The 19,033-nt window shown below is 39.9% G+C and carries 14 protein-coding genes, 5 tRNA genes and 2 pseudogenes; 18 read left to right on the forward strand and 3 right to left on the reverse strand.

Annotation, left to right across the window (positions count from 1 at the left end; all coding sequences use genetic code 11):
* A partial coding sequence (locus Q0093_RS12005) for a UDP-glucuronic acid decarboxylase family protein (protein WP_297930805.1) occupies positions 1 to 856 on the reverse strand: 856 nt, incomplete at its 3' end.
* Between the two features lie 132 nt (positions 857 to 988).
* Here Q0093_RS12005 and radC point away from each other — a divergent pair.
* Positions 989 to 1,687: a DNA repair protein RadC gene (gene radC / locus Q0093_RS12010; protein WP_294176255.1), complete on the forward strand. Its 699-nt coding sequence runs from the start codon at positions 989 to 991 to the stop codon at positions 1,685 to 1,687.
* Positions 1,688 to 1,770: 83 nt separating this feature from the next.
* On the opposite strand, the gene Q0093_RS12015 is transcribed toward radC, so the two are convergent.
* Together Q0093_RS12015 and Q0093_RS12020 are read right to left on the reverse strand one after the other, a co-directional pair.
* A complete protein-coding gene (locus Q0093_RS12015) occupies positions 1,771 to 2,292 on the reverse strand; it encodes a gamma carbonic anhydrase family protein (protein WP_294176253.1) in 522 nt (173 codons plus the stop codon).
* A 10-nt stretch (positions 2,293 to 2,302) separates the two neighbouring features.
* The gene (locus Q0093_RS12020; protein WP_297930810.1) at positions 2,303 to 4,090 is read right to left on the reverse strand and encodes an aminopeptidase P family protein; all 1,788 of its coding nucleotides are present in this window, start codon (positions 4,088 to 4,090) and stop codon (positions 2,303 to 2,305) included.
* A 506-nt stretch (positions 4,091 to 4,596) separates the two neighbouring features.
* On the opposite strand from Q0093_RS12020, the gene rpsU reads away from it, so the two are divergent.
* The 17 genes and pseudogenes from rpsU to rpoC all read left to right on the forward strand — a co-directional run bounded on the left by rpsU (position 4,597) and on the right by rpoC (position 19,027).
* Positions 4,597 to 4,788 carry a 30S ribosomal protein S21 gene (rpsU, locus tag Q0093_RS12025; protein WP_009318008.1) on the forward strand — a complete coding sequence of 64 codons (192 nt, stop codon included), beginning with the start codon at positions 4,597 to 4,599 and terminating at the stop codon, positions 4,786 to 4,788.
* Between the two features lie 73 nt (positions 4,789 to 4,861).
* Positions 4,862 to 5,743: pseudogene (gene xerC, locus Q0093_RS12030) on the forward strand (tyrosine recombinase XerC); the annotation flags it as partial.
* A 78-nt stretch (positions 5,744 to 5,821) separates the two neighbouring features.
* Positions 5,822 to 6,064: pseudogene (locus Q0093_RS14880) on the forward strand (HPF/RaiA family ribosome-associated protein); the annotation flags it as partial.
* A gap of 94 nt (positions 6,065 to 6,158) precedes the next feature.
* Positions 6,159 to 6,232: transfer RNA gene (locus Q0093_RS12035), tRNA-Thr, on the forward strand.
* A gap of 11 nt (positions 6,233 to 6,243) precedes the next feature.
* A tRNA-Tyr gene (locus Q0093_RS12040) sits at positions 6,244 to 6,326 on the forward strand.
* 9 nt (positions 6,327 to 6,335) lie between these two features.
* Positions 6,336 to 6,408, forward strand: a tRNA-Gly gene (locus Q0093_RS12045).
* A gap of 6 nt (positions 6,409 to 6,414) precedes the next feature.
* A tRNA-Thr gene (locus tag Q0093_RS12050) sits at positions 6,415 to 6,486 on the forward strand.
* A 49-nt stretch (positions 6,487 to 6,535) separates the two neighbouring features.
* A complete protein-coding gene (gene tuf, locus Q0093_RS12055; protein WP_009318002.1) occupies positions 6,536 to 7,723 on the forward strand; it encodes an elongation factor Tu in 1,188 nt (395 codons plus the stop codon).
* 40 nt (positions 7,724 to 7,763) lie between these two features.
* Positions 7,764 to 7,836, forward strand: a tRNA-Trp gene (locus tag Q0093_RS12060).
* A 15-nt stretch (positions 7,837 to 7,851) separates the two neighbouring features.
* Entirely contained in the window at positions 7,852 to 8,046 is a 195-nt protein-coding gene (gene secE, locus Q0093_RS12065) for a preprotein translocase subunit SecE (RefSeq protein ID WP_031258964.1), read from the forward strand.
* A gap of 15 nt (positions 8,047 to 8,061) precedes the next feature.
* The gene (gene nusG, locus Q0093_RS12070) at positions 8,062 to 8,604 is read left to right on the forward strand and encodes a transcription termination/antitermination protein NusG (RefSeq protein WP_022390109.1); all 543 of its coding nucleotides are present in this window, start codon (positions 8,062 to 8,064) and stop codon (positions 8,602 to 8,604) included.
* Positions 8,605 to 8,664: 60 nt separating this feature from the next.
* Positions 8,665 to 9,108 carry a 50S ribosomal protein L11 gene (gene rplK / locus Q0093_RS12075; RefSeq protein WP_009318000.1) on the forward strand — a complete coding sequence of 148 codons (444 nt, stop codon included), beginning with the start codon at positions 8,665 to 8,667 and terminating at the stop codon, positions 9,106 to 9,108.
* Between the two features lie 15 nt (positions 9,109 to 9,123).
* Positions 9,124 to 9,822, forward strand: coding sequence for a 50S ribosomal protein L1 (rplA, locus tag Q0093_RS12080; RefSeq protein ID WP_297930817.1), 699 nt, complete (start codon positions 9,124 to 9,126; stop codon positions 9,820 to 9,822).
* 11 nt (positions 9,823 to 9,833) lie between these two features.
* Complete coding sequence (rplJ, locus tag Q0093_RS12085; RefSeq protein ID WP_294178727.1) at positions 9,834 to 10,346, forward strand: 50S ribosomal protein L10; 513 nt, start codon at positions 9,834 to 9,836, stop codon at positions 10,344 to 10,346.
* A 48-nt stretch (positions 10,347 to 10,394) separates the two neighbouring features.
* Positions 10,395 to 10,766: a 50S ribosomal protein L7/L12 gene (rplL, locus tag Q0093_RS12090; protein ID WP_294178730.1), complete on the forward strand. Its 372-nt coding sequence runs from the start codon at positions 10,395 to 10,397 to the stop codon at positions 10,764 to 10,766.
* Positions 10,767 to 10,871: 105 nt separating this feature from the next.
* The gene (rpoB, locus tag Q0093_RS12095) at positions 10,872 to 14,684 is read left to right on the forward strand and encodes a DNA-directed RNA polymerase subunit beta (protein WP_297930821.1); all 3,813 of its coding nucleotides are present in this window, start codon (positions 10,872 to 10,874) and stop codon (positions 14,682 to 14,684) included.
* A 77-nt stretch (positions 14,685 to 14,761) separates the two neighbouring features.
* Positions 14,762 to 19,027 carry a DNA-directed RNA polymerase subunit beta' gene (gene rpoC / locus Q0093_RS12100; protein ID WP_297930824.1) on the forward strand — a complete coding sequence of 1,422 codons (4,266 nt, stop codon included), beginning with the start codon at positions 14,762 to 14,764 and terminating at the stop codon, positions 19,025 to 19,027.
* Positions 19,028 to 19,033 lie beyond the last annotated feature (6 nt).

Below are 19,033 nucleotides of genomic sequence, written 5' to 3' on the forward strand. Positions count from 1 at the left end.
TCTCTTTAGCTAAAGAGATGTCGGGTTTTCTTTGAGTGGGATCATCTGCAGGAAGAGGCATAAACACCAATTTTGATTTCGATCCGGTGAGGCGAATGACTTTTTCCGCTAATTCAAGCATAGTAAATTCTCCCGGATTCCCGAGATTGACGGGACCGATAAAGTCTTCATTTTCCATCATTCGAATCATACCTTCTACTAAATCACTTACGTATTGAAAACTACGAGTTTGTAATCCGTTTCCGTAGATTGTCAAGTCTTTTCCCTGTAAAGCTTGGACAATAAAGTTAGAGACTACTCGTCCGTCCTGTGGATGCATATTGGGACCATAGGTATTGAATATGCGGATTATACGAATATCGACATTATTACATCGGTGATAATCCATGAATAAGGTCTCGGCGCAGCGTTTGCCTTCATCATAACAAGAGCGAATGCCGATCGGATTGACATTTCCCCAATAGCTTTCTATTTGCGGATGTATTTGCGGATCTCCGTAAACTTCGCTTGTAGAGGCCTGCAAAACTCGAGCTCCGGCTCTTTTTGCAATCCCCAACACATTGATAGAACCTAATATAGAAGCTTTTATTGTTTGAATAGGATCGTATTGATAATGTATGGGAGATGCCGGACAAGCCAGATTGTATATCTGGTCGGTTTCGAGATAATAAGGCATCGTAATATCGTGGCGGATGACTTCGAAATAGGGATTTTTCAACAAATGAACGATATTTTCTTTACTTCCTGTAAAAAAGTTATCCAAACAGATTACTTCATTGCCTTCGTTTAGAAGCCGTTCACATAAATGAGAACCGATGAATCCTGCTCCTCCGGTAACTAATATTCTTTTTTTCATAAAAAGTATTATTGAATGAGTCTCAAAAGCAAATGTCGTAAAAAAATATGTATGACCGAAATTTATTCCCGGAATCTTTTAAACGAATATAAAAAGGGTTATATTCGTTTTTGATTTATTATTTGCGATATAATGAGAACGAAAGATAAAATGGTGATAACCGATTGGGCTTTGGAGGATCGTCCGCGGGAAAAGATGCTTTTAAAGGGCATTCGCTCATTATCGAATGCCGAGTTGATAGCAATCTTGATAGGTTCTGGTAATAGGAAAGAAACAGCAGTGGAATTGTCGCAACGTATTTTGAATACAATGGGAAATAGTTTGAATCGTTTGGGAAAAGTTTCTGTTCAAGACTTGACCGGCCAGTTTGAAGGTATAGGAGAAGCTAAAGCTATCAGTATTATTGCTGCGTTAGAGTTGGGGCGTAGAAGGAAAAGTGAGGATGTTTCGATAAGACGTAAAATAACTTGCAGTAGGGATGTTTATGATTTGATGTATGCGTCTATGATAGATTTACCTCAAGAAGAATTTTGGATTGTGTTGTTGAATGCCGCCAACACGGTTTTAGATACTATCCGTGTCAGTCAAGGAGGAACGGCGGCGACTCTGGTCGATATTAAATTGGTACTTAAACCTGCGATTTTGCAGCAAGCATCTTCGGTAATGTTATGTCATAATCATCCGTCTAATAATGTTACTCCGAGTCAGGCGGATTATGAGTTGACTGCTAAGATCGTTTCAGCAGCATCTTTTTTAGATATTCGTGTCCTCGATCATCTGATTATTTGTGAAAGTGGGTATTATAGTTTTGCTGATGAAGGACGCTTATAAAGTAGGGACAGAAAATCTTCTGAGCAATCATGAATAAGTTAGTAGTCCGTAGACTACTAACTTATTCATGATTGCTCATTTAATTACTCATTGTTTTTATACCATTCAGAATACATCAGGTAATTTTTTGCAATTTTTTGATTGATTTCTTTTGACTGTTCGGGATCTACCATTTTTATGAATTTAGCGGGCGCACCTCCCCATAATTCGCCGGGTTTTATTTCTGTTTTGCTTAAAACGACAGATCCTGCGGCAACAATAGCCCCTTCGCCCACTATGGCATGATCGAGTATTACCGATCCCATACCTATGAGAGCTCCATCTTTTATTGTAGCTCCGTGTATGGTGACGTTGTGCCCGATTGAGACATCGTTTCCGATTTCTATTGTCGATTTTTGGTAAAGAGTATGGAGTACCGATCCGTCTTGAATATTTACCCGATTTCCGATACGAATGGAGTTTACATCTCCCCGTAAAACCGTATTGAACCATATACTGCAATCGTTACCTAAAACGATGTCGCCTATAAGTGTTGCATTATCTGCCAAGAAACAATTGTTTCCGATGTTGGGAGTGTATCCCCGAACGCTTTTTATAAGAGCCATAGTCTGATTTTTAAAGTTTATCTGTTGCTTTTTTCAACCATTCTTTTGCTTCATTGTCCAGTGCCGGACTTAGTTTCTTGAATACAGTTTGATGATAGTTATCCAGCCATTCTATTTCTTCCTTTGTTAATAAAGCTTTGTCTATGGCACTCTTGTCTATCGGGAAAAGCGTAAGTGTCTCGAATTTATAGAATTTACCGAAATCTGTTTCACGATCTTCAACGACCAAAGTTAAGTTTTCAGTACGAATACCATATTCTCCGGCAATGTAAACACCCGGTTCGTTAGAAGTAACCATACCCGGAGTCAAAGGTGTGGAATTCTCTTCTAAACGGATGTTCTGAGGACCTTCGTGCACATTAAGAAAATGTCCGATGCCATGACCTGTCCCGTGTAGGTAGTTCAGTCCTTCGTTCCAAAGAAATCGCCGTGCCAAAATATCGATTTGAGAACCTCTTGTTCCTTGAGGAAACTGGCAAGTAGCAATACCGATATGTCCTTTTAATACCAATGTGAAATCTCTTTTTTGTTTTGCACTCAGTTCTCCCAAAGCAACGGTACGAGTAATGTCGGTTGTCCCGTCGAGATACTGCGCACCGGAGTCTATTAATAGAAATCCCGCCGGCTTTAGAGCTACATCAGTTTCAGGAGTAGCGCTATAATGCACAATTGCTCCGTGTGCATTGAACCCTGCTATTGTAGAAAAACTTTCTCCGACGTAAAGAGCTTGCTGGGAACGATATTCTCTTAGTTTCTCGCTGATTGTGATTTCCGTAATGTTTCCGTCTTTTATATGAGATTCTAACCACCGGAAAAAATGAACTAATGCGACTCCGTCTCGTATCATTGCATCTTTAAATCCTGCTATTTCGGTCTTATTTTTCAGACTTTTTTCCCATGTGATAGGAGAATTACCGAAAATAATTTTTTGTCCACTTGATATAGCGTTTACCAAGCTGTAATTGATCTTTCGAGGATCTATAAATATGGTTTCTGATTCGGGAAGAGTATTCAGGAAGTCGTAAATTTTTTCGTATTGGGCGAGTTTGATATTATTTTTTTGTAGATATTCGGCTGTGTCTTTATTAATCTTTTGGGCATTAATAAATAATACGCGTTCTTTTTCCGATATATAAGAGTAGCAAATTCCTACGGGATTACATGGAACATCTGTTCCTCTAATATTCAAGAACCATGCAATTTCATCTAATGCTGCTAATAAGATGGCATTAGCGCCCTCTACCTTTATTCTATTTAGTATCCTGGATATTTTGCTTTCAGTAGATTCCCCACTATATTTCTCAGGATACGCGAATATAGGATCGTTCGGAATTGAAGGACGGTCATTCCAGATTTTTTCAAACGGAGTAAAATCTGAGATTAGAGAATATCCCTTATCTTCGAGGAAGTGTTTTAATTGTTGGGCTTCACTATACGAAAACATTGATCCGTCTATTCCGATCACAGATCCTGAAGGTAATGTGTCTGTCAACCATTTTTGAATTGATGGGGTTTCGGGTAACCCGTCTTTAAATAAGGTGAAATCGCTTCCTTCAAGCTGAATCCCAGCTTGAAGGAAGTAGCGGGAATCAGTCCACAGTCCGGCCTGTTTTTTTGTTACGACAGCAGTTCCGGCTGATCCGTTAAATCCTGATATCCATCCGCGAGCTTTCCAATGGTTTGCACTATATTCGCTTAAATGGGGATCTGTTCCCGGAATGATAAAAGCCGATAGTTGTCGTTCGTCCATTGCTTGGCGAAGAGCTTTTACTCGTTCTAAAGTTGGATTTTTAGTCATATTCGGTAAATTTTATTTCTTAAATTAATAGGAGCTATTCTTTATAATTGATATATAAATCATTAACTACTTGAATACAAAGGTATGATTTAATATTTAGAAATAAAAAACAGAATGTGCATATTTGAAAGGATCATTTGTCATTGAGTACTTAATTAAAACAAAGAATAAGTTTGTTGTCTTAAGAGCCTGTTCAAAATTTTCGATAAAAATATATGTCCAAACTTTTCCGACATGTTTCTCCGTTTTTGCAAGTCACATAGTTCTCTACGTTTTCATATCGAATTTGAAAAACATACTTGAGAATAACTCTCAAAAGATGTTTGTGTAAAATTTAAACAGGTTCTAAACTTCGAATGAAATTCTGGACAGCTTCTTTCTGGTGCAAAAAATGTAAAAAAGGACTTTAAACGGTGAAAATAATATCGAAAGGTTTGTTTATCAAGAAACAATGTTTAATTTTGCACCGCGTTTTTAGACGATAAAATCTTTTAATTATAAAAAATATGATAGTAGTTCCAGTAAAAGAAGGCGAAAACATTGAAAAAGCATTGAAGAAATTCAAAAGAAAATTTGAAAAGACAGGTGTGATTAAAGAACTTAGAAACAGACAGGCATTTGAAAAACCTTCGGTTGCTAATCGTAAAAAAATAATGCGCGCCATTTATATTCAGAAATTGCAACAAGTAGAGGAATAAAAACATTCCCTTTAGTTGGAAGATTGAATTCTTTTTTTTACATTCGTAGCGTAAGTCAAAAGCTGCGCTCTTTATGTGTATTGAATCATTTTTAAGATATATTCGGTATGAGAAGAATTATTCTTCTCATACCGTTCTGTCTTATAGGAATGATTTATTGCAGTTTGAAGCCTATTATGTTGAGTGTAAGGCCGAAAAGTTTTCTCCTGAGTCTGTAGATCTGGATTTGGTTCGAGATTGGGTTGTATGTCTGGTCGAAAAAGGTGTATCACCGCGGTCTGTTAGTCGCAAGGTTTCTGCATTACGTTCGTTCTTTAAATTTTTGGTCAAAAAAGGAATTATTTCTGTCACGCCTATACGGAATATTCAGTTGCCTAAGATGCGTAAATCGTTGCCGGCTTTCTTGAAAGAGGAAGAGATGGATTTGTTGTTGGATGGTATTGATTTAGGGAATGACTTTCGGGGTGTTAGGGATAGGCTGATTATAAATATGTTTTATTCTACCGGAATTCGTCGCGGAGAGTTGATTGGGTTGAAAGATGCAGATGTGGATATTTCTATGTCTGTGATGAAGGTTACGGGGAAGCGCAATAAACAGCGAATCATTCCTTTTGGAGAAGAACTCCGTATTCAGATAGAGCAGTATCGAAATGCCAGAGACGGAAATGTGGGTGGAGAATGCGAATTTTTCTTTATAAAAGAAGATTGCAAGCCTCTTTATCCCGAACTTGTGTATAGAATAGTAACTCGTTATTTGAATATGGTGAGTACGTTGACCAAAAAAAGTCCTCATGTATTGCGTCATACATTCGCTTCGGCGATGTTGAACAACGGGGCAGAACTGAATAGTGTAAAAGAGTTGCTTGGACATGAATCTTTAGCTTCAACGGAAGTGTATACGCATATTACGTTTGAAGAGTTAAAACAAAGTTATAAACAGGCTCATCCTCGAGCCGAAAAAAAGGAGGGCGTTATGAAAATTAGTATTCAATCGATTCATTTTGATGCTTCGACACAGCTCGAAAGTTTTATTCAGAAAAAAGTTGCGAAATTGGGTCAGTACTGTGACGATATCATGTCCGCAGAAGTGGTTTTGAAAGTCGTTAAGCCCGAGACCGCTCAAAATAAAGAGGCCTCTATCAAATTGTTGGTTCCGAAGTCTGACGACATTTTTTCAAGTAAAGTTGCAGATACGTTTGAGGAAGCTGTAGATGTGGCTGTAGATGCTTTAGTAAAGCAGTTACAGAAAATGAAGGAAAAAATGAGGGCTAAATAAAAAAAGAGTCTAATATTTTTGTAATTTAAAATTTATCGCTAAATTTGCACCCGTTTCGCATTGGATTGACGATAATGTCGATGGGTGCAATTTTGCCGATGTAGCTCAGTTGGCCAGAGCACGTGATTTGTAATCTCGGGGTCGTGGGTTCGAATCCCTCCATCGGCTCAATAATTTTAGGGCGAATACCAGAGTGGCCAAATGGGGCAGACTGTAAATCTGCTGTCTTACGACTTCGGTGGTTCGAATCCATCTTCGCCCACAATTTATTGCGGGAATAGCTCAGTTGATAGAGCATTAGCCTTCCAAGCTGAGGGTCGCGGGTTTGAGTCCCGTTTCCCGCTCTAAATGCCAATGTAGCTCAGCGGTAGAGCACTTCCTTGGTAAGGAAGAGGTCACGGGTTCAAGTCCCGTCATCGGCTCTTGTTTTGAATGCTAATCATTAATCAAAAATAAATAACAAGTTAAGTTATGGCTAAAGAACAGTTTCAACGGACAAAGCCTCATGTTAACATTGGTACTATCGGTCATGTTGACCACGGTAAAACCACTTTAACTGCTGCTATCACTACAGTGTTGGCAAAAAAAGGTCTTTCAGAATTGAAGTCTTTCGATCAGATCGACAATGCTCCTGAAGAAAAAGAAAGAGGTATTACTATTAATACTTCACACGTAGAATACGAAACAGAAAAACGTCACTATGCGCACGTTGACTGTCCGGGTCACGCCGACTATGTAAAGAACATGGTTACTGGTGCTGCTCAGATGGATGGTGCTATCATTGTTGTTGCTGCAACTGATGGTCCTATGCCTCAGACTCGTGAACACATCTTGTTGGCTCGTCAGGTAAATGTTCCTCGTTTGGTCGTATTTTTAAATAAATGCGATATGGTTGACGATGAAGAGATGCTTGAACTTGTAGAAATGGAAATGAGAGAATTGTTGTCTGCTTATGAATATGATGGTGACAATACTCCTATTATCCGTGGTTCTGCACTTGGAGCATTGAACGGAGAACCGCAATGGGAAGAAAAAGTAATGGAATTGATGAACGCTGTAGATGAATGGATTCCTCTGCCTCCGCGTGATATCGATAAACCATTCTTGATGCCGGTTGAAGACGTATTCTCTATTACAGGTCGTGGTACTGTAGCTACTGGTCGTATTGAAACTGGTGTTATCAAAGTTGGTGACGAAGTTCAAATTATCGGTTTAGGTGCAGACGGTAAAAAATCTGTAGTTACCGGTGTTGAAATGTTCCGTAAACTTCTTGATCAGGGAGAAGCTGGTGACAACGTAGGTTTGTTACTTCGTGGTATCGATAAGAATGAAATCAAACGTGGTATGGTGATTTGCCATCCGGGACAGATTACGCCTCATTCTAAATTTAAAGCTCAAGTTTATATCTTGAAAAAAGAAGAAGGTGGCCGTCATACACCGTTCCATAACAAATACCGTCCTCAGTTCTATATTCGTACATTAGACGTAACCGGAGAAATTACTTTGCCGGAAGGAACTGAAATGGTAATGCCGGGTGACCACGTTACAATTACGGTAGAATTGATCTATCCGGTTGCTATCAATGTAGGTTTGCGTTTCGCTATTCGTGAAGGTGGACGTACAGTTGGTTCTGGTCAGATTACTGAAATCCTTGACTAAAAATAAATTTTTCAATCAGCCTGAAAAGGCTGATTGATATACGGGTCTAGCTCAGTTGGTAGAGCACTGGTCTCCAAAACCAGGTGTCGGGAGTTCGAGTCTCTCGACCCGTGCAAACTCAAAAGAGAATGAAAAAGATACTTGCAAATATAAAAGAGTCTTATAACGAATTGGTTTATAAGGTATCTTGGCCGACCAAATCCGAGTTGAGCAATAGCGCTGTAGTTGTCATGTTTGCTTCCCTAATTATAGCTATAGTGGTATTTGCGATGGACCAGTGTTTTGACCATATCATGCAGTTCATTTATAATAAAATGTTCTAATCGGGGGAGATAAAAATGTCTGAACAAAAAAGAGGATGGTACGTTTTACGTGCCATTAGTGGTAAAGAGAACAAGGTCAAAGAATATCTTGATGCAGAAATCAAGAATACTGATCTTGGTGATTACGTGTCTCAGGTTTTGATCCCAACCGAAAAGGTTTATTCTGTTCGTAACGGAAAAAAGATCACAAAAGAAAAAAATCTTTATCCGGGATATGTCTTTGTTGAGGCGCTTCTTGTAGGAGAGGTGTCACATCGTTTGCGTAATACGACTAACGTTATCGGTTTTTTGGGAGGGACTACTAATCCCGATCCTTTAAGACCTGCAGAGGTTAGCCGGATGTTGGGCGCTGTAGATGAACTTCAGGAAAGTGGAGAAGAGTTGAATATCCCTTATTTTGTAGGGGAGACCGTAAAAGTAAATTACGGTCCTTTCAATGGTTTCAGCGGTGTGATCGAAGAGGTAAACAACGAAAAGAAAAAACTCAAAGTTATGGTGAAAATATTCGGGCGTAAAACACCGCTCGAATTGGGTTTTATGCAAGTAGAGAAGGAGTAGCAGAGTGGTTACGCACTATTGTTATGCCTGGTTTTATAACAAATCAAATTATTAGACAAAATGGCTAAAGAAATTGCTGGACAGATCAAATTACAGATTAAAGGAGGTGCAGCAAACCCATCTCCCCCTGTAGGCCCTGCATTGGGTTCTAAAGGGATTAATATTATGGAGTTTTGCAAGCAATTCAATGCCCGCACTCAAGACAAAGCCGGAAAGGTATTGCCTGTTGTAATTACTTATTACAGTGACAAATCTTTCGATTTTATCGTTAAGACTCCTCCTGTTGCCATTCAATTGCTCGAAGCAGCAAAAGTAAAGAGTGGATCGGCAGAGCCTAATCGTAAGAAAGTGGCTTCGATTACTTGGGATCAGGTCAAAGCAATTGCTGAAGACAAAATGGTCGATTTGAACTGTTTTACTTTAGAATCAGCGATGACGATGGTTGCTGGTACAGCTAGAAGTATGGGTATAACCGTAAATGGGGAATTCCCGGTAAATAATTAATAAACTTCAATTGAAATGGGTAAACTGACAAAAAATCAAAAGTTAGCTTTAGACAAAATTGAAGCAGGGAAGGCCTATTCACTCAGCGAAGCTTCAGCTTTGGTAAAGGAAATTACTTTTACGAAGTTCGATTCTTCTGTTGATGTTGATGTTCGTTTAGGCGTTGACCCACGTAAAGCTAACCAGATGGTGAGAGGCGTAGTTTCTCTTCCTCATGGAACCGGAAAGCAGACTCGGGTATTGGTACTTTGTACTCCCGATCAGGAAGCTGATGCTAAAGCAGCCGGTGCCGACTATGTTGGGTTAGATGAATATATCGAAAAGATCAAAGGTGGTTGGACTGATATTGACGTGATCATCACTATGCCTGCTATTATGGGTAAAATTGGTGCTTTGGGTCGTGTGTTAGGTCCGCGAGGCTTGATGCCTAACCCTAAGAGCGGAACTGTTACCAATGAAATCGGAAAAGCGGTTAAAGAGGTAAAACAGGGTAAGATTGATTTCAAAGTAGATAAGAACGGTATTGTGCATGCTTCTGTAGGAAAAGTTTCTTTCTCTGTTGAACAAATTCGCGACAATGCAAGAGAGTTTATTTCAGCTTTGATAAAATTGAAACCGACAGCTGCTAAAGGCACGTATGTTAAGAGTGTTTATCTTTCAAGTACAATGAGTCCGGGTATTAAGATCGATCCGAAATCAATTGATGAGATTTAAAAAATTGAATTATGAAAAAGGAAGATAAAAGCACAGTAATAGAACAGATCGCAGCCACACTCAAGGAATACAGTCATTTTTATCTGACAGAAACATCTGCCTTGAATGCCGAGAAAACTAGTGCATTGAGACGCGAGTGTTTTAAGAATGATATTAAAATGCTGGTTGTAAAAAATGCATTGTTGCATAAGGCGATGGAAAGTCTGGAAACGGATTATAGCCCGCTTTACGATTGCTTGAAAGGCTCTACGACCATAATGTTCTCTAATACAGGTAATGCTCCTGCAAAATTGATCAAGGATTTTAAGAAAAACTCTGACCTTCTTGGTTTCAAAGCTGCTTATGTTGAAGAAAGTTTCTATGGAGCTGATCAACTTGATGCATTAGTTGCTATTAAGAGTAAAAATGAACTTATCGCTGATGTTATCGCTCTGTTACAATCGCCTGCGAAGAACGTTGTATCGGCACTTCAATCAAGCGGTTCTACAATACATGGAGTATTGCAAACTCTATCAGAAAGATAATTTTTTAGAAAATAAATTAGTAAAAATAACAAATTAAATCATACAAAAATGGCAGATTTGAAAGCTTTTGCAGAACAATTAGTAAACCTGACCGTAAAAGAAGTAAACGAACTTGCTCAAATTTTGAAAGACGAGTACGGTATTGAACCTGCTGCTGCAGCTGTTGCTGTTGCTGCTCCTGCCGCTGCTGGTGCAGCTGCTGAAGAAAAAACATCTTTCGATGTTGTTTTGAAAGCCGCTGGTGCTAACAAGTTGGCTGTTGTTAAATTAGTAAAAGAATTGACCGGTCTTGGTTTGAAAGAAGCTAAAGATATGGTTGACGGTGCTCCTAGCAACTTGAAAGAAGGTTTGGCTAAAGCCGAAGCTGAAGCATTGAAAAAACAATTAGAAGAAGCTGGAGCTGAAGTTGAACTTAAATAGTATTTCCTGATATTCAGGTACTTTGGTAAAGAGTCCTCAGTGAGAGGCCTCTTTACCTTTTTGTGTATATATTTTAAATTAAGTTCAATTAATTCCATTTAATAAATGTCTTCAAATATTGGTAAACAACGGGTAAATTTTGCTTCAATTAAGAGTCCGCTAGAATATCCGGATTTTCTTGAAGTTCAATTGAAGTCATTTCAAGACTTTCTTCAACTTGATACACCCCCCGAAAAACGAAAAAATGAGGGATTGTATAAAGTATTTGCAGAAAATTTTCCTATTGCAGATACTCGTAACAATTTTGTCCTCGAATTTTTGGATTATTACATTGATCCGCCTAGATATACAATAGATGAGTGTATAGAAAGAGGGTTGACTTACAGTGTACCTTTAAAGGCAAAACTGAAGTTGTATTGTACAGATCCCGATCACGAAGATTTCGATACCGTGATACAGGATGTGTATTTGGGTCCTATTCCGTACATGACTGCTAAAGGTACATTTGTTATTAATGGAGCCGAACGTGTTGTCGTATCCCAGTTGCATCGGTCTCCCGGTGTATTCTTCGGGCAAAGTACACATGCGAACGGAACCAAATTGTATTCAGCCAGAATCATACCTTTTAAAGGTTCTTGGATCGAATTTGCAACCGATATCAATAATGTGATGTATGCTTATATCGACCGGAAGAAAAAATTGCCCGTGACTACTTTATTGCGTGCAATCGGTTTCGAAAGCGATAAAGATATTCTTGAGATTTTCGGTTTGGCAGAAGAAATAAAGGTCAATAAGACCAATCTGAAGAAAGCTTTGGGGCGTCGTTTGGCTGCCCGTGTGTTGAAGACTTGGGTCGAAGACTTTGTGGATGAAGATACCGGCGAAGTGGTATCTATTGAACGTAATGAAGTTATTATAGATCGTGAGACCGTTCTCGAGGAGAGTCATATAGAAGAGATTCTCGAATCTGGTGTTCAAAATATATTATTGCACAAGGAAGAACGGAATCTGTCTGATTATTCGATTATTTACAACACTCTTCAGAAAGACTCCAGTAATTCTGAAAAAGAGGCTGTATTATATATATATCGTCAGCTTCGCAATGCCGAACCTGCAGATGATGCGAGTGCACGCGAAGTGATTACAAATCTGTTTTTCTCTGAGAAGAGATATGATTTGGGAGAAGTAGGACGTTATCGGATCAATAAAAAATTGAACCTTTCTACTCCGCCCGACGTGAAAGTATTGACAAAAGAAGATATTATCGAAATTATCAAATATCTGATAGAGTTGATAAATTCGAAAACCGATGTAGACGACATCGACCATTTAAGTAATCGTCGTGTACGTACTGTCGGAGAACAGCTTTATAACCAATTCGGTGTTGGTTTAGCTCGTATGTCACGTACGATCCGTGAACGGATGAATGTACGGGATAATGAAGTGTTTACTCCGATCGATTTGATTAATGCCAAGACAATTTCTTCGGTAATTAATACATTCTTCGGGACGAATGCATTATCACAGTTTATGGACCAGACTAACCCGTTGGCCGAAATGACTCATAAACGTCGTATGTCGGCTTTAGGTCCGGGCGGTTTGTCTCGTGAGCGTGCCGGTTTCGAGGTTCGTGACGTTCACTATACTCATTATGGACGTCTTTGTCCTATTGAAACTCCAGAAGGTCCTAATATCGGTCTTATCTCTTCTCTTTGTGTATATGCAAAGATCAATGATCTCGGATTTATTGAAACTCCTTATCGTAAGGTAGAAAATGGGAAAGTGGATCTGTCCGATAACGGTATTGTCTATTTGACGGCAGAAGTGGAAGAAGGACATATTATTGCACAAGGTAATGCGCCTTTGGATGATGACGGAAAATTTGTTCGTTCACGTGTAAAAGCCCGTTTGAATGCGGATTTCCCTGTGGTAGCTCCGGAAGAAGTTTCGTTGATGGACGTTTCTCCTACACAGATTGCTTCTATTGCCGCATCTTTGATTCCGTTCCTTGAACATGATGATGCTAACCGTGCATTGATGGGATCTAACATGATGCGTCAAGCCGTACCTTTGCTTCGTACAGAGGCTCCTATCGTGGGTACAGGTCTTGAAGGTCAATTGATACGTGACTCGCGTACGCAGATTACAGCTGAAGGAGCAGGAGTGATCGAATTTGTCGATGCTACTACGATACGTATTCGTTATGATCGTACCGAAGACGAGGAATTCGTTAGTTTCGAAGATGCGGTTAAAGAATATACAATACCGAAATTCCGTAAGACAAATCAGAGTACAACTGTCGATTTGCGTCCGATTTGTCATAAGGGAGATCGTGTGGTTGCCGGTCAAATTCTTACAGAAGGATATTCTACCGAAAACGGAGAATTGGCTTTGGGTAAGAATTTAAAAGTGGCTTTCATGCCTTGGAAAGGATATAATTATGAGGATGCTATCGTATTGAATGAACGTGTCGTTCGTGAAGATATATTGACATCGGTACACGTCGATGAATATTCTCTTGAAGTCCGTGAAACGAAACGAGGTATGGAAGAGCTTACTTCGGATATCCCGAATGTAAGTGAAGATGCCACTAAGGATTTGGATGAGCGCGGTATTATCCGTATCGGAGCTCATGTCGGTCCCGGAGATATAATGATTGGTAAGATTACACCTAAAGGTGAATCTGATCCTTCACCAGAAGAAAAACTTTTACGTGCGATATTCGGAGATAAAGCCGGAGATGTGAAAGATGCATCATTGAAAGCTACACCTTCCTTAAAGGGTGTGGTAATCGGAACTAATCTTTTCTCTCGTGCCATCAAGAAACGTAAATCTAAATTGAGTGATAAAGCTATCTTGCCTAAACTTGATGAAGAGTATGAAGTAAAGCAGGCGGCTCTTAAAGATTTATTGATCGAAAAATTGATGGTTCTGACTAACGGTAAGACTTCACAAGGTGTGAAAGATTATTTAGGAACTGAGGTTATCGCAAAAGGTGCTAAATTTTCTCAGAAAGCATTGTCTGAGATAGATTATACATCGATCCAAGTTAGTAAGTGGACTACAGATCCGGCTAAAAATGATCTGATCCGAGCAACTATTATGAATTACCTGAAGAAATATAAAGAAATCGATGCTGAATTACGCCGTCGTAAATTTGATATTTCTATCGGAGATGAACTTCCTTCAGGTATTGTTCAGTTGGCAAAAGTTTATATTGCAAAGAAACGTAAGATTAGTGTAGGAGATAAGATGGCCGGGCGTCACGGTAACAAAGGTATTGTGTCTCGTGTTGTACGTCAGGAAGATATGCCGTTCCTCGAAGACGGTACTCCGGTGGATATCGTATTGAACCCTCTGGGTGTGCCTTCTCGTATGAACTTAGGTCAGATTTTTGAGACTGTTTTAGGATGGGCTGGTGTAAAATTGGGCGAGAAATTCGCAACTCCGATTTTTGATGGTGCAAGTCTTGATGACTTGAATGAGTGGACGGATAAAGCCGGATTGCCTCGCTATGGAAAATCTTATTTGTATGATGGTCATACCGGAGAACGTTTTGACCAACCAGCGACAGTCGGTGTAATATATATGCTGAAGCTTGGTCATATGGTTGAAGATAAGATGCATGCCCGTTCTATAGGTCCGTACTCTTTGATTACTCAACAGCCATTGGGCGGTAAGGCACAGTTCGGAGGTCAGCGTTTTGGAGAAATGGAGGTTTGGGCATTGGAAGCATTCGGTGCTGCTCATATACTTCAGGAAATTCTGACTATTAAATCTGACGATGTGGTAGGCCGGTCTAAAGCCTATGAAGCTATTGTTAAGGGCGAACCGATGCCGAATCCGGGTATTCCTGAGTCTCTCAATGTATTGCTACATGAATTGAGAGGTCTTGGTCTTAGTATCACTTTAGAATAATAAAATAGAAGCAGCGATCCTCCGTCTGTAAAGAACGGAGGCGCTTCAATTCTGATAACGCTTTATAAATTAAATATATGGCTTTTAGAAAAGAGAACAAGATAAAGAGTAACTTTTCGAAGATTTCCATAGGTTTGGCTTCTCCGGAAGAAATTCTTGAAGGGTCGAGCGGTGAAGTCCTGAAACCAGAAACCATCAATTACCGTACATATAAACCTGAGCGGGACGGTTTGTTCTGTGAACGTATATTCGGACCGGTAAAAGATTATGAATGTCATTGCGGGAAGTATAAACGCATACGTTACAAGGGCATTGTTTGTGATCGTTGCGGTGTAGAAGTTACGGAAAAGAAAGTACGTCGTGAGCGTATGGGACATATTCAATTGGTCGTTCCTGTCGCTCATATTTGGTATTTCCGCTCTTTACCCAATAAGATCGGATATTTGCTTGGGTTGCCGACTAAAAAGTTGGATGCAATTATATATTATGAACGGTATGTTGTGATACAACCGGGAGTAAAAGACGATTTGGCCGTGTATGATTTGCTTTCGGAAGAAGAATATTTGGATATTCTGGATTCTCTACCTAAAGAAAATCAGATGTTGGATGATACAGATCCCAATAAGTTTATTGCGAAAATGGGAGCTGAAGCTATCTATGATCTTTTGGCACGTCTGGACTTGGACGAGCTTTCGTATGAATTGCGTCATCGTGCCAGCACAGATGGTTCTCAACAGCGTAAAAACGAAGCATTGAAACGTCTTCAAGTTGTGGAGTCTTTCCGGGCTTCAAAACAGCGAAATCGTCCTGAATGGATGATTCTGAAAGTCGTTCCGGTTATTCCGCCGGAACTGCGTCCTCTTGTCCCTTTGGACGGCGGACGTTTTGCAACGTCTGATTTGAATGATCTTTATCGTCGTGTGATCATCCGTAACAATCGTTTGAAACGTTTGATGGAGATTAAAGCTCCCGAAGTGATTTTACGAAATGAAAAACGTATGCTTCAGGAGGCTGTAGACTCTTTATTGGATAATTCCCGTAAGTCGAGTGCTGTAAAAACCGATGCCAATCGTCCGTTGAAATCTCTTTCTGACAGTTTAAAAGGAAAGCAAGGGCGTTTCCGTCAGAATTTGTTGGGAAAACGTGTCGATTATTCTGCACGTTCGGTAATTGTCGTCGGACCAGAATTGAAAATGCACGAGTGCGGTCTTCCGAAGGATATGGCTGCGGAACTTTACAAACCGTTTGTTATTCGAAAACTGATTGAACGTGGTATTGTCAAGACCGTTAAATCTGCCAAGAAAATCGTTGACCGAAAAGAACCTGTAGTATGGGATATTTTGGAACATGTGATGAAAGGTCACCCTGTATTGCTGAACCGTGCCCCGACACTGCACCGTTTAGGTATTCAGGCTTTCCAGCCGAAAATGATCGAGGGAAAGGCAATTCAATTGCATCCGTTGGCATGTACGGCATTTAACGCCGACTTTGACGGTGACCAGATGGCAGTTCATTTACCTCTGGGAAATGAAGCTATTCTGGAGGCTCAAATGTTAATGTTAGGTGCTCATAATATTCTTAATCCTGCAAATGGAGCTCCTATTACAGTGCCGTCTCAGGATATGGTGCTCGGGTTGTATTATATTACAAAACTTCGCCCGGGTTCTTTGGGTGAAGGATTGGTATTTTATGGACCGGAAGAGGCCGAGATAGCGTATAATGAAGGAAAAGTTTCCCTTCATGCTCCTGTAAAAGTCGTAGTAAAGGATTTGGATGAAAACGGAAATATTGTAGATATACTTCGTGAGACTTCTGTGGGTCGGGTTTTGGTAAATGAGAAAGTTCCTGTAGAAGTCGGGTATATTAATGAAATTCTGACAAAGAAATCTTTACGTGGTATTATCGGTAAAGTAATTAAAGTTTGCGGAGTTGTTCGTGCGGCTCAATTCCTTGATGATATTAAGAATTTAGGATATCAGATGGCTTTCAAGGGAGGTTTGTCCTTTAACCTTGCCGATGTGATTATTCCGCCTGAAAAGGAAGCCTTGGTTAATGAAGGATATGCTAACGTAGAGCAGATCATGGCGAATTATAACATGGGTTTCATTACTTATAATGAACGATATAATCAGATTATCGATACATGGACTCATGTCAATTCAAAATTGTCGGATATTCTGATGAAACAATTGACAAATGATAATCAGGGATTTAACTCTGTATTCATGATGTTGGATTCTGGAGCTCGTGGTTCTAAAGAACAAATTCGTCAGCTTTCCGGTATGCGTGGTTTGATGGCAAAACCTCAAAAATCGGGGGCAGAAGGCGGACAGATTATTGAGAACCCTATTTTGGCGAACTTTAAGGAGGGATTGTCTGTATTGGAATATTTTATTTCTACTCACGGTGCTCGTAAAGGTCTTGCCGATACAGCTTTGAAAACAGCAGATGCCGGATACTTGACCCGTCGTTTGGTCGATGTAGCCCATGACGTGATTATCCATGAAGAGGATTGCGGTACGTTAAGAGGTCTTGTATGTACTGAGTTGAAAAATAATGAAGAAACAGTCGCTTCTTTGGAAGAACGTATTTTAGGACGTGTTTCTGTACATGATATTCAGCACCCGTTAACCGGAGAGGTTTTGGTTCATGCCGGTGAAGAAATAACTGAAGATATTGCTAAGAAAATAAGTGATTCACCGATTGAACGTGTAGAAATTCGTTCGGTATTGACTTGTGAATCGAAGAAGGGAGTTTGTGCTAAATGTTACGGACGTAATTTGGCTACAAACCGTTTGGTTCAAAAAGGTGAAGCTGTCGGTGTTATAGCAGCTCAGTCTATCGGAGAACCGGGAACTCAGTTGACATTGCGTACATTCCATGTGGGTGGTATTGCTTCTAATATTGCAGCTGTATCGAATGTCACTTCACGTTATGACGGTATTCTTGAAATAGATGAACTTCGTACCGTAGATAGTATTGACGAAACCGGAAAGAAAGTGATGATTGTCGTAGGTCGTTTGGCTGAAATGCGTATCATCGATCCGAATACGAAAATCGTATTGACGACAACTAATATTCCTTACGGTTCTAAGCTTTACTTTAATAGTGGGGATACTCTTAAAAAAGGAGATGTCGTTTGCGAATGGGATCCGTTTAATGCCGTTATCGTTTCAGAAGCTACCGGTAAGGTTAAGTTCGATAATGTAATTGAAGGGGTGACTTATAAAGTCGAATCGGACGAGCAAACAGGTCTCCGAGAAAAGATCATTATAGAATCTAAGGATAGAACCCGAGTTCCATCGGCTCTTATTTTGGATGAAAAAGGAGATGTGATTCGCTCCTATTCATTGCCTATGGGAGCTCACCTTATGGTTGATGAAGGTCAGAAAATAAAATCAGGAGATGTGTTTGTAAAGATACCGCGTGCTGTAGGTAAAGCTGGTGATATTACCGGAGGTCTTCCTCGTGTTACCGAGTTGTTCGAAGCGCGTAATCCTTCTAACCCTGCTGTCGTTTCTGAAATCGATGGAGAAATCAATTTTGGTAAAGTGAAACGCGGTAATCGTGAAATTTCTGTAACTTCTAAAACCGGGCAGGTCAAGAAATATTTAGTTCCTTTGTCAAAACAAATATTGGTACAGGAGAACGATTATGTACGGGCTGGGACTCCGCTTTCGGACGGCGCTATTACTCCTTCTGATATTTTAGCGATTAAGGGTCCGACCGCTGTTCAGGAATATATCGTTAATGAAGTTCAGGATGTGTATCGTTTGCAAGGTGTGAAAATCAATGATAAACACTTTGAGGTTATCGTTCGCCAAATGATGCGTAAGGTAATGGTAATAGATCCGGGTGATACCCGTTTCTTGGAACAACAGATTATCGATAAGCACGAATTTATGGAGGAAAATGATCGTATCTGGGGTAAAAAAGTGGTTATCGATGCCGGAGATTCTCAGACAATGAAACCGGGACAGATTGTGACTGCTCGTAAATTGAGAGATGAAAACTCTGCATTGAAACGTCGCGATTTACATTTGGTAGAAGTTCGCGATGCTGTGCCTGCTACTTCTGAACAAATTTTGCAAGGTATTACTCGTGCGGCTCTTCAGACTTCTAGCTTTATGTCGGCTGCTTCGTTCCAAGAAACTACAAAAGTGTTGAACGAAGCTGCGATTAACGGTAAAGTAGATAAACTTGAAGGAATGAAGGAAAATGTAATTTGCGGACATCTGATTCCTGCCGGTACTGGTCAGCGTGAATTTGACAAGTTGGTTGTCGGTTCTAAAGAAGAATTTGACCGAGTATTTGCTAATCGGAAAAATGTAACGGATTTTTAATTTTAG

It is taken from the genome of uncultured Coprobacter sp., from assembly GCF_947855755.1.
Taxonomy (GTDB): domain Bacteria; phylum Bacteroidota; class Bacteroidia; order Bacteroidales; family Coprobacteraceae; genus Coprobacter.

Coding starts and splice junctions, on each gene's coding strand:
- rplJ (WP_294178727.1), top strand. CDS start 9,834: ATGAAAAAGGAAGATAAAAGCACAGTAATAGAACAGATCGCAGCCACA.
- rpsU (WP_009318008.1), top strand. CDS start 4,597: ATGATAGTAGTTCCAGTAAAAGAAGGCGAAAACATTGAAAAAGCATTG.
- Q0093_RS12020 (WP_297930810.1), bottom strand. CDS start 4,090: ATGACTAAAAATCCAACTTTAGAACGAGTAAAAGCTCTTCGCCAAGCA.
- rpoC (WP_297930824.1), top strand. CDS start 14,762: ATGGCTTTTAGAAAAGAGAACAAGATAAAGAGTAACTTTTCGAAGATT.
- Q0093_RS12015 (WP_294176253.1), bottom strand. CDS start 2,292: ATGGCTCTTATAAAAAGCGTTCGGGGATACACTCCCAACATCGGAAAC.
- secE (WP_031258964.1), top strand. CDS start 7,852: ATGAAAAAGATACTTGCAAATATAAAAGAGTCTTATAACGAATTGGTT.
- rplA (WP_297930817.1), top strand. CDS start 9,124: ATGGGTAAACTGACAAAAAATCAAAAGTTAGCTTTAGACAAAATTGAA.
- rplL (WP_294178730.1), top strand. CDS start 10,395: ATGGCAGATTTGAAAGCTTTTGCAGAACAATTAGTAAACCTGACCGTA.
- radC (WP_294176255.1), top strand. CDS start 989: ATGAGAACGAAAGATAAAATGGTGATAACCGATTGGGCTTTGGAGGAT.
- rplK (WP_009318000.1), top strand. CDS start 8,665: ATGGCTAAAGAAATTGCTGGACAGATCAAATTACAGATTAAAGGAGGT.
- tuf (WP_009318002.1), top strand. CDS start 6,536: ATGGCTAAAGAACAGTTTCAACGGACAAAGCCTCATGTTAACATTGGT.
- nusG (WP_022390109.1), top strand. CDS start 8,062: ATGTCTGAACAAAAAAGAGGATGGTACGTTTTACGTGCCATTAGTGGT.
- rpoB (WP_297930821.1), top strand. CDS start 10,872: ATGTCTTCAAATATTGGTAAACAACGGGTAAATTTTGCTTCAATTAAG.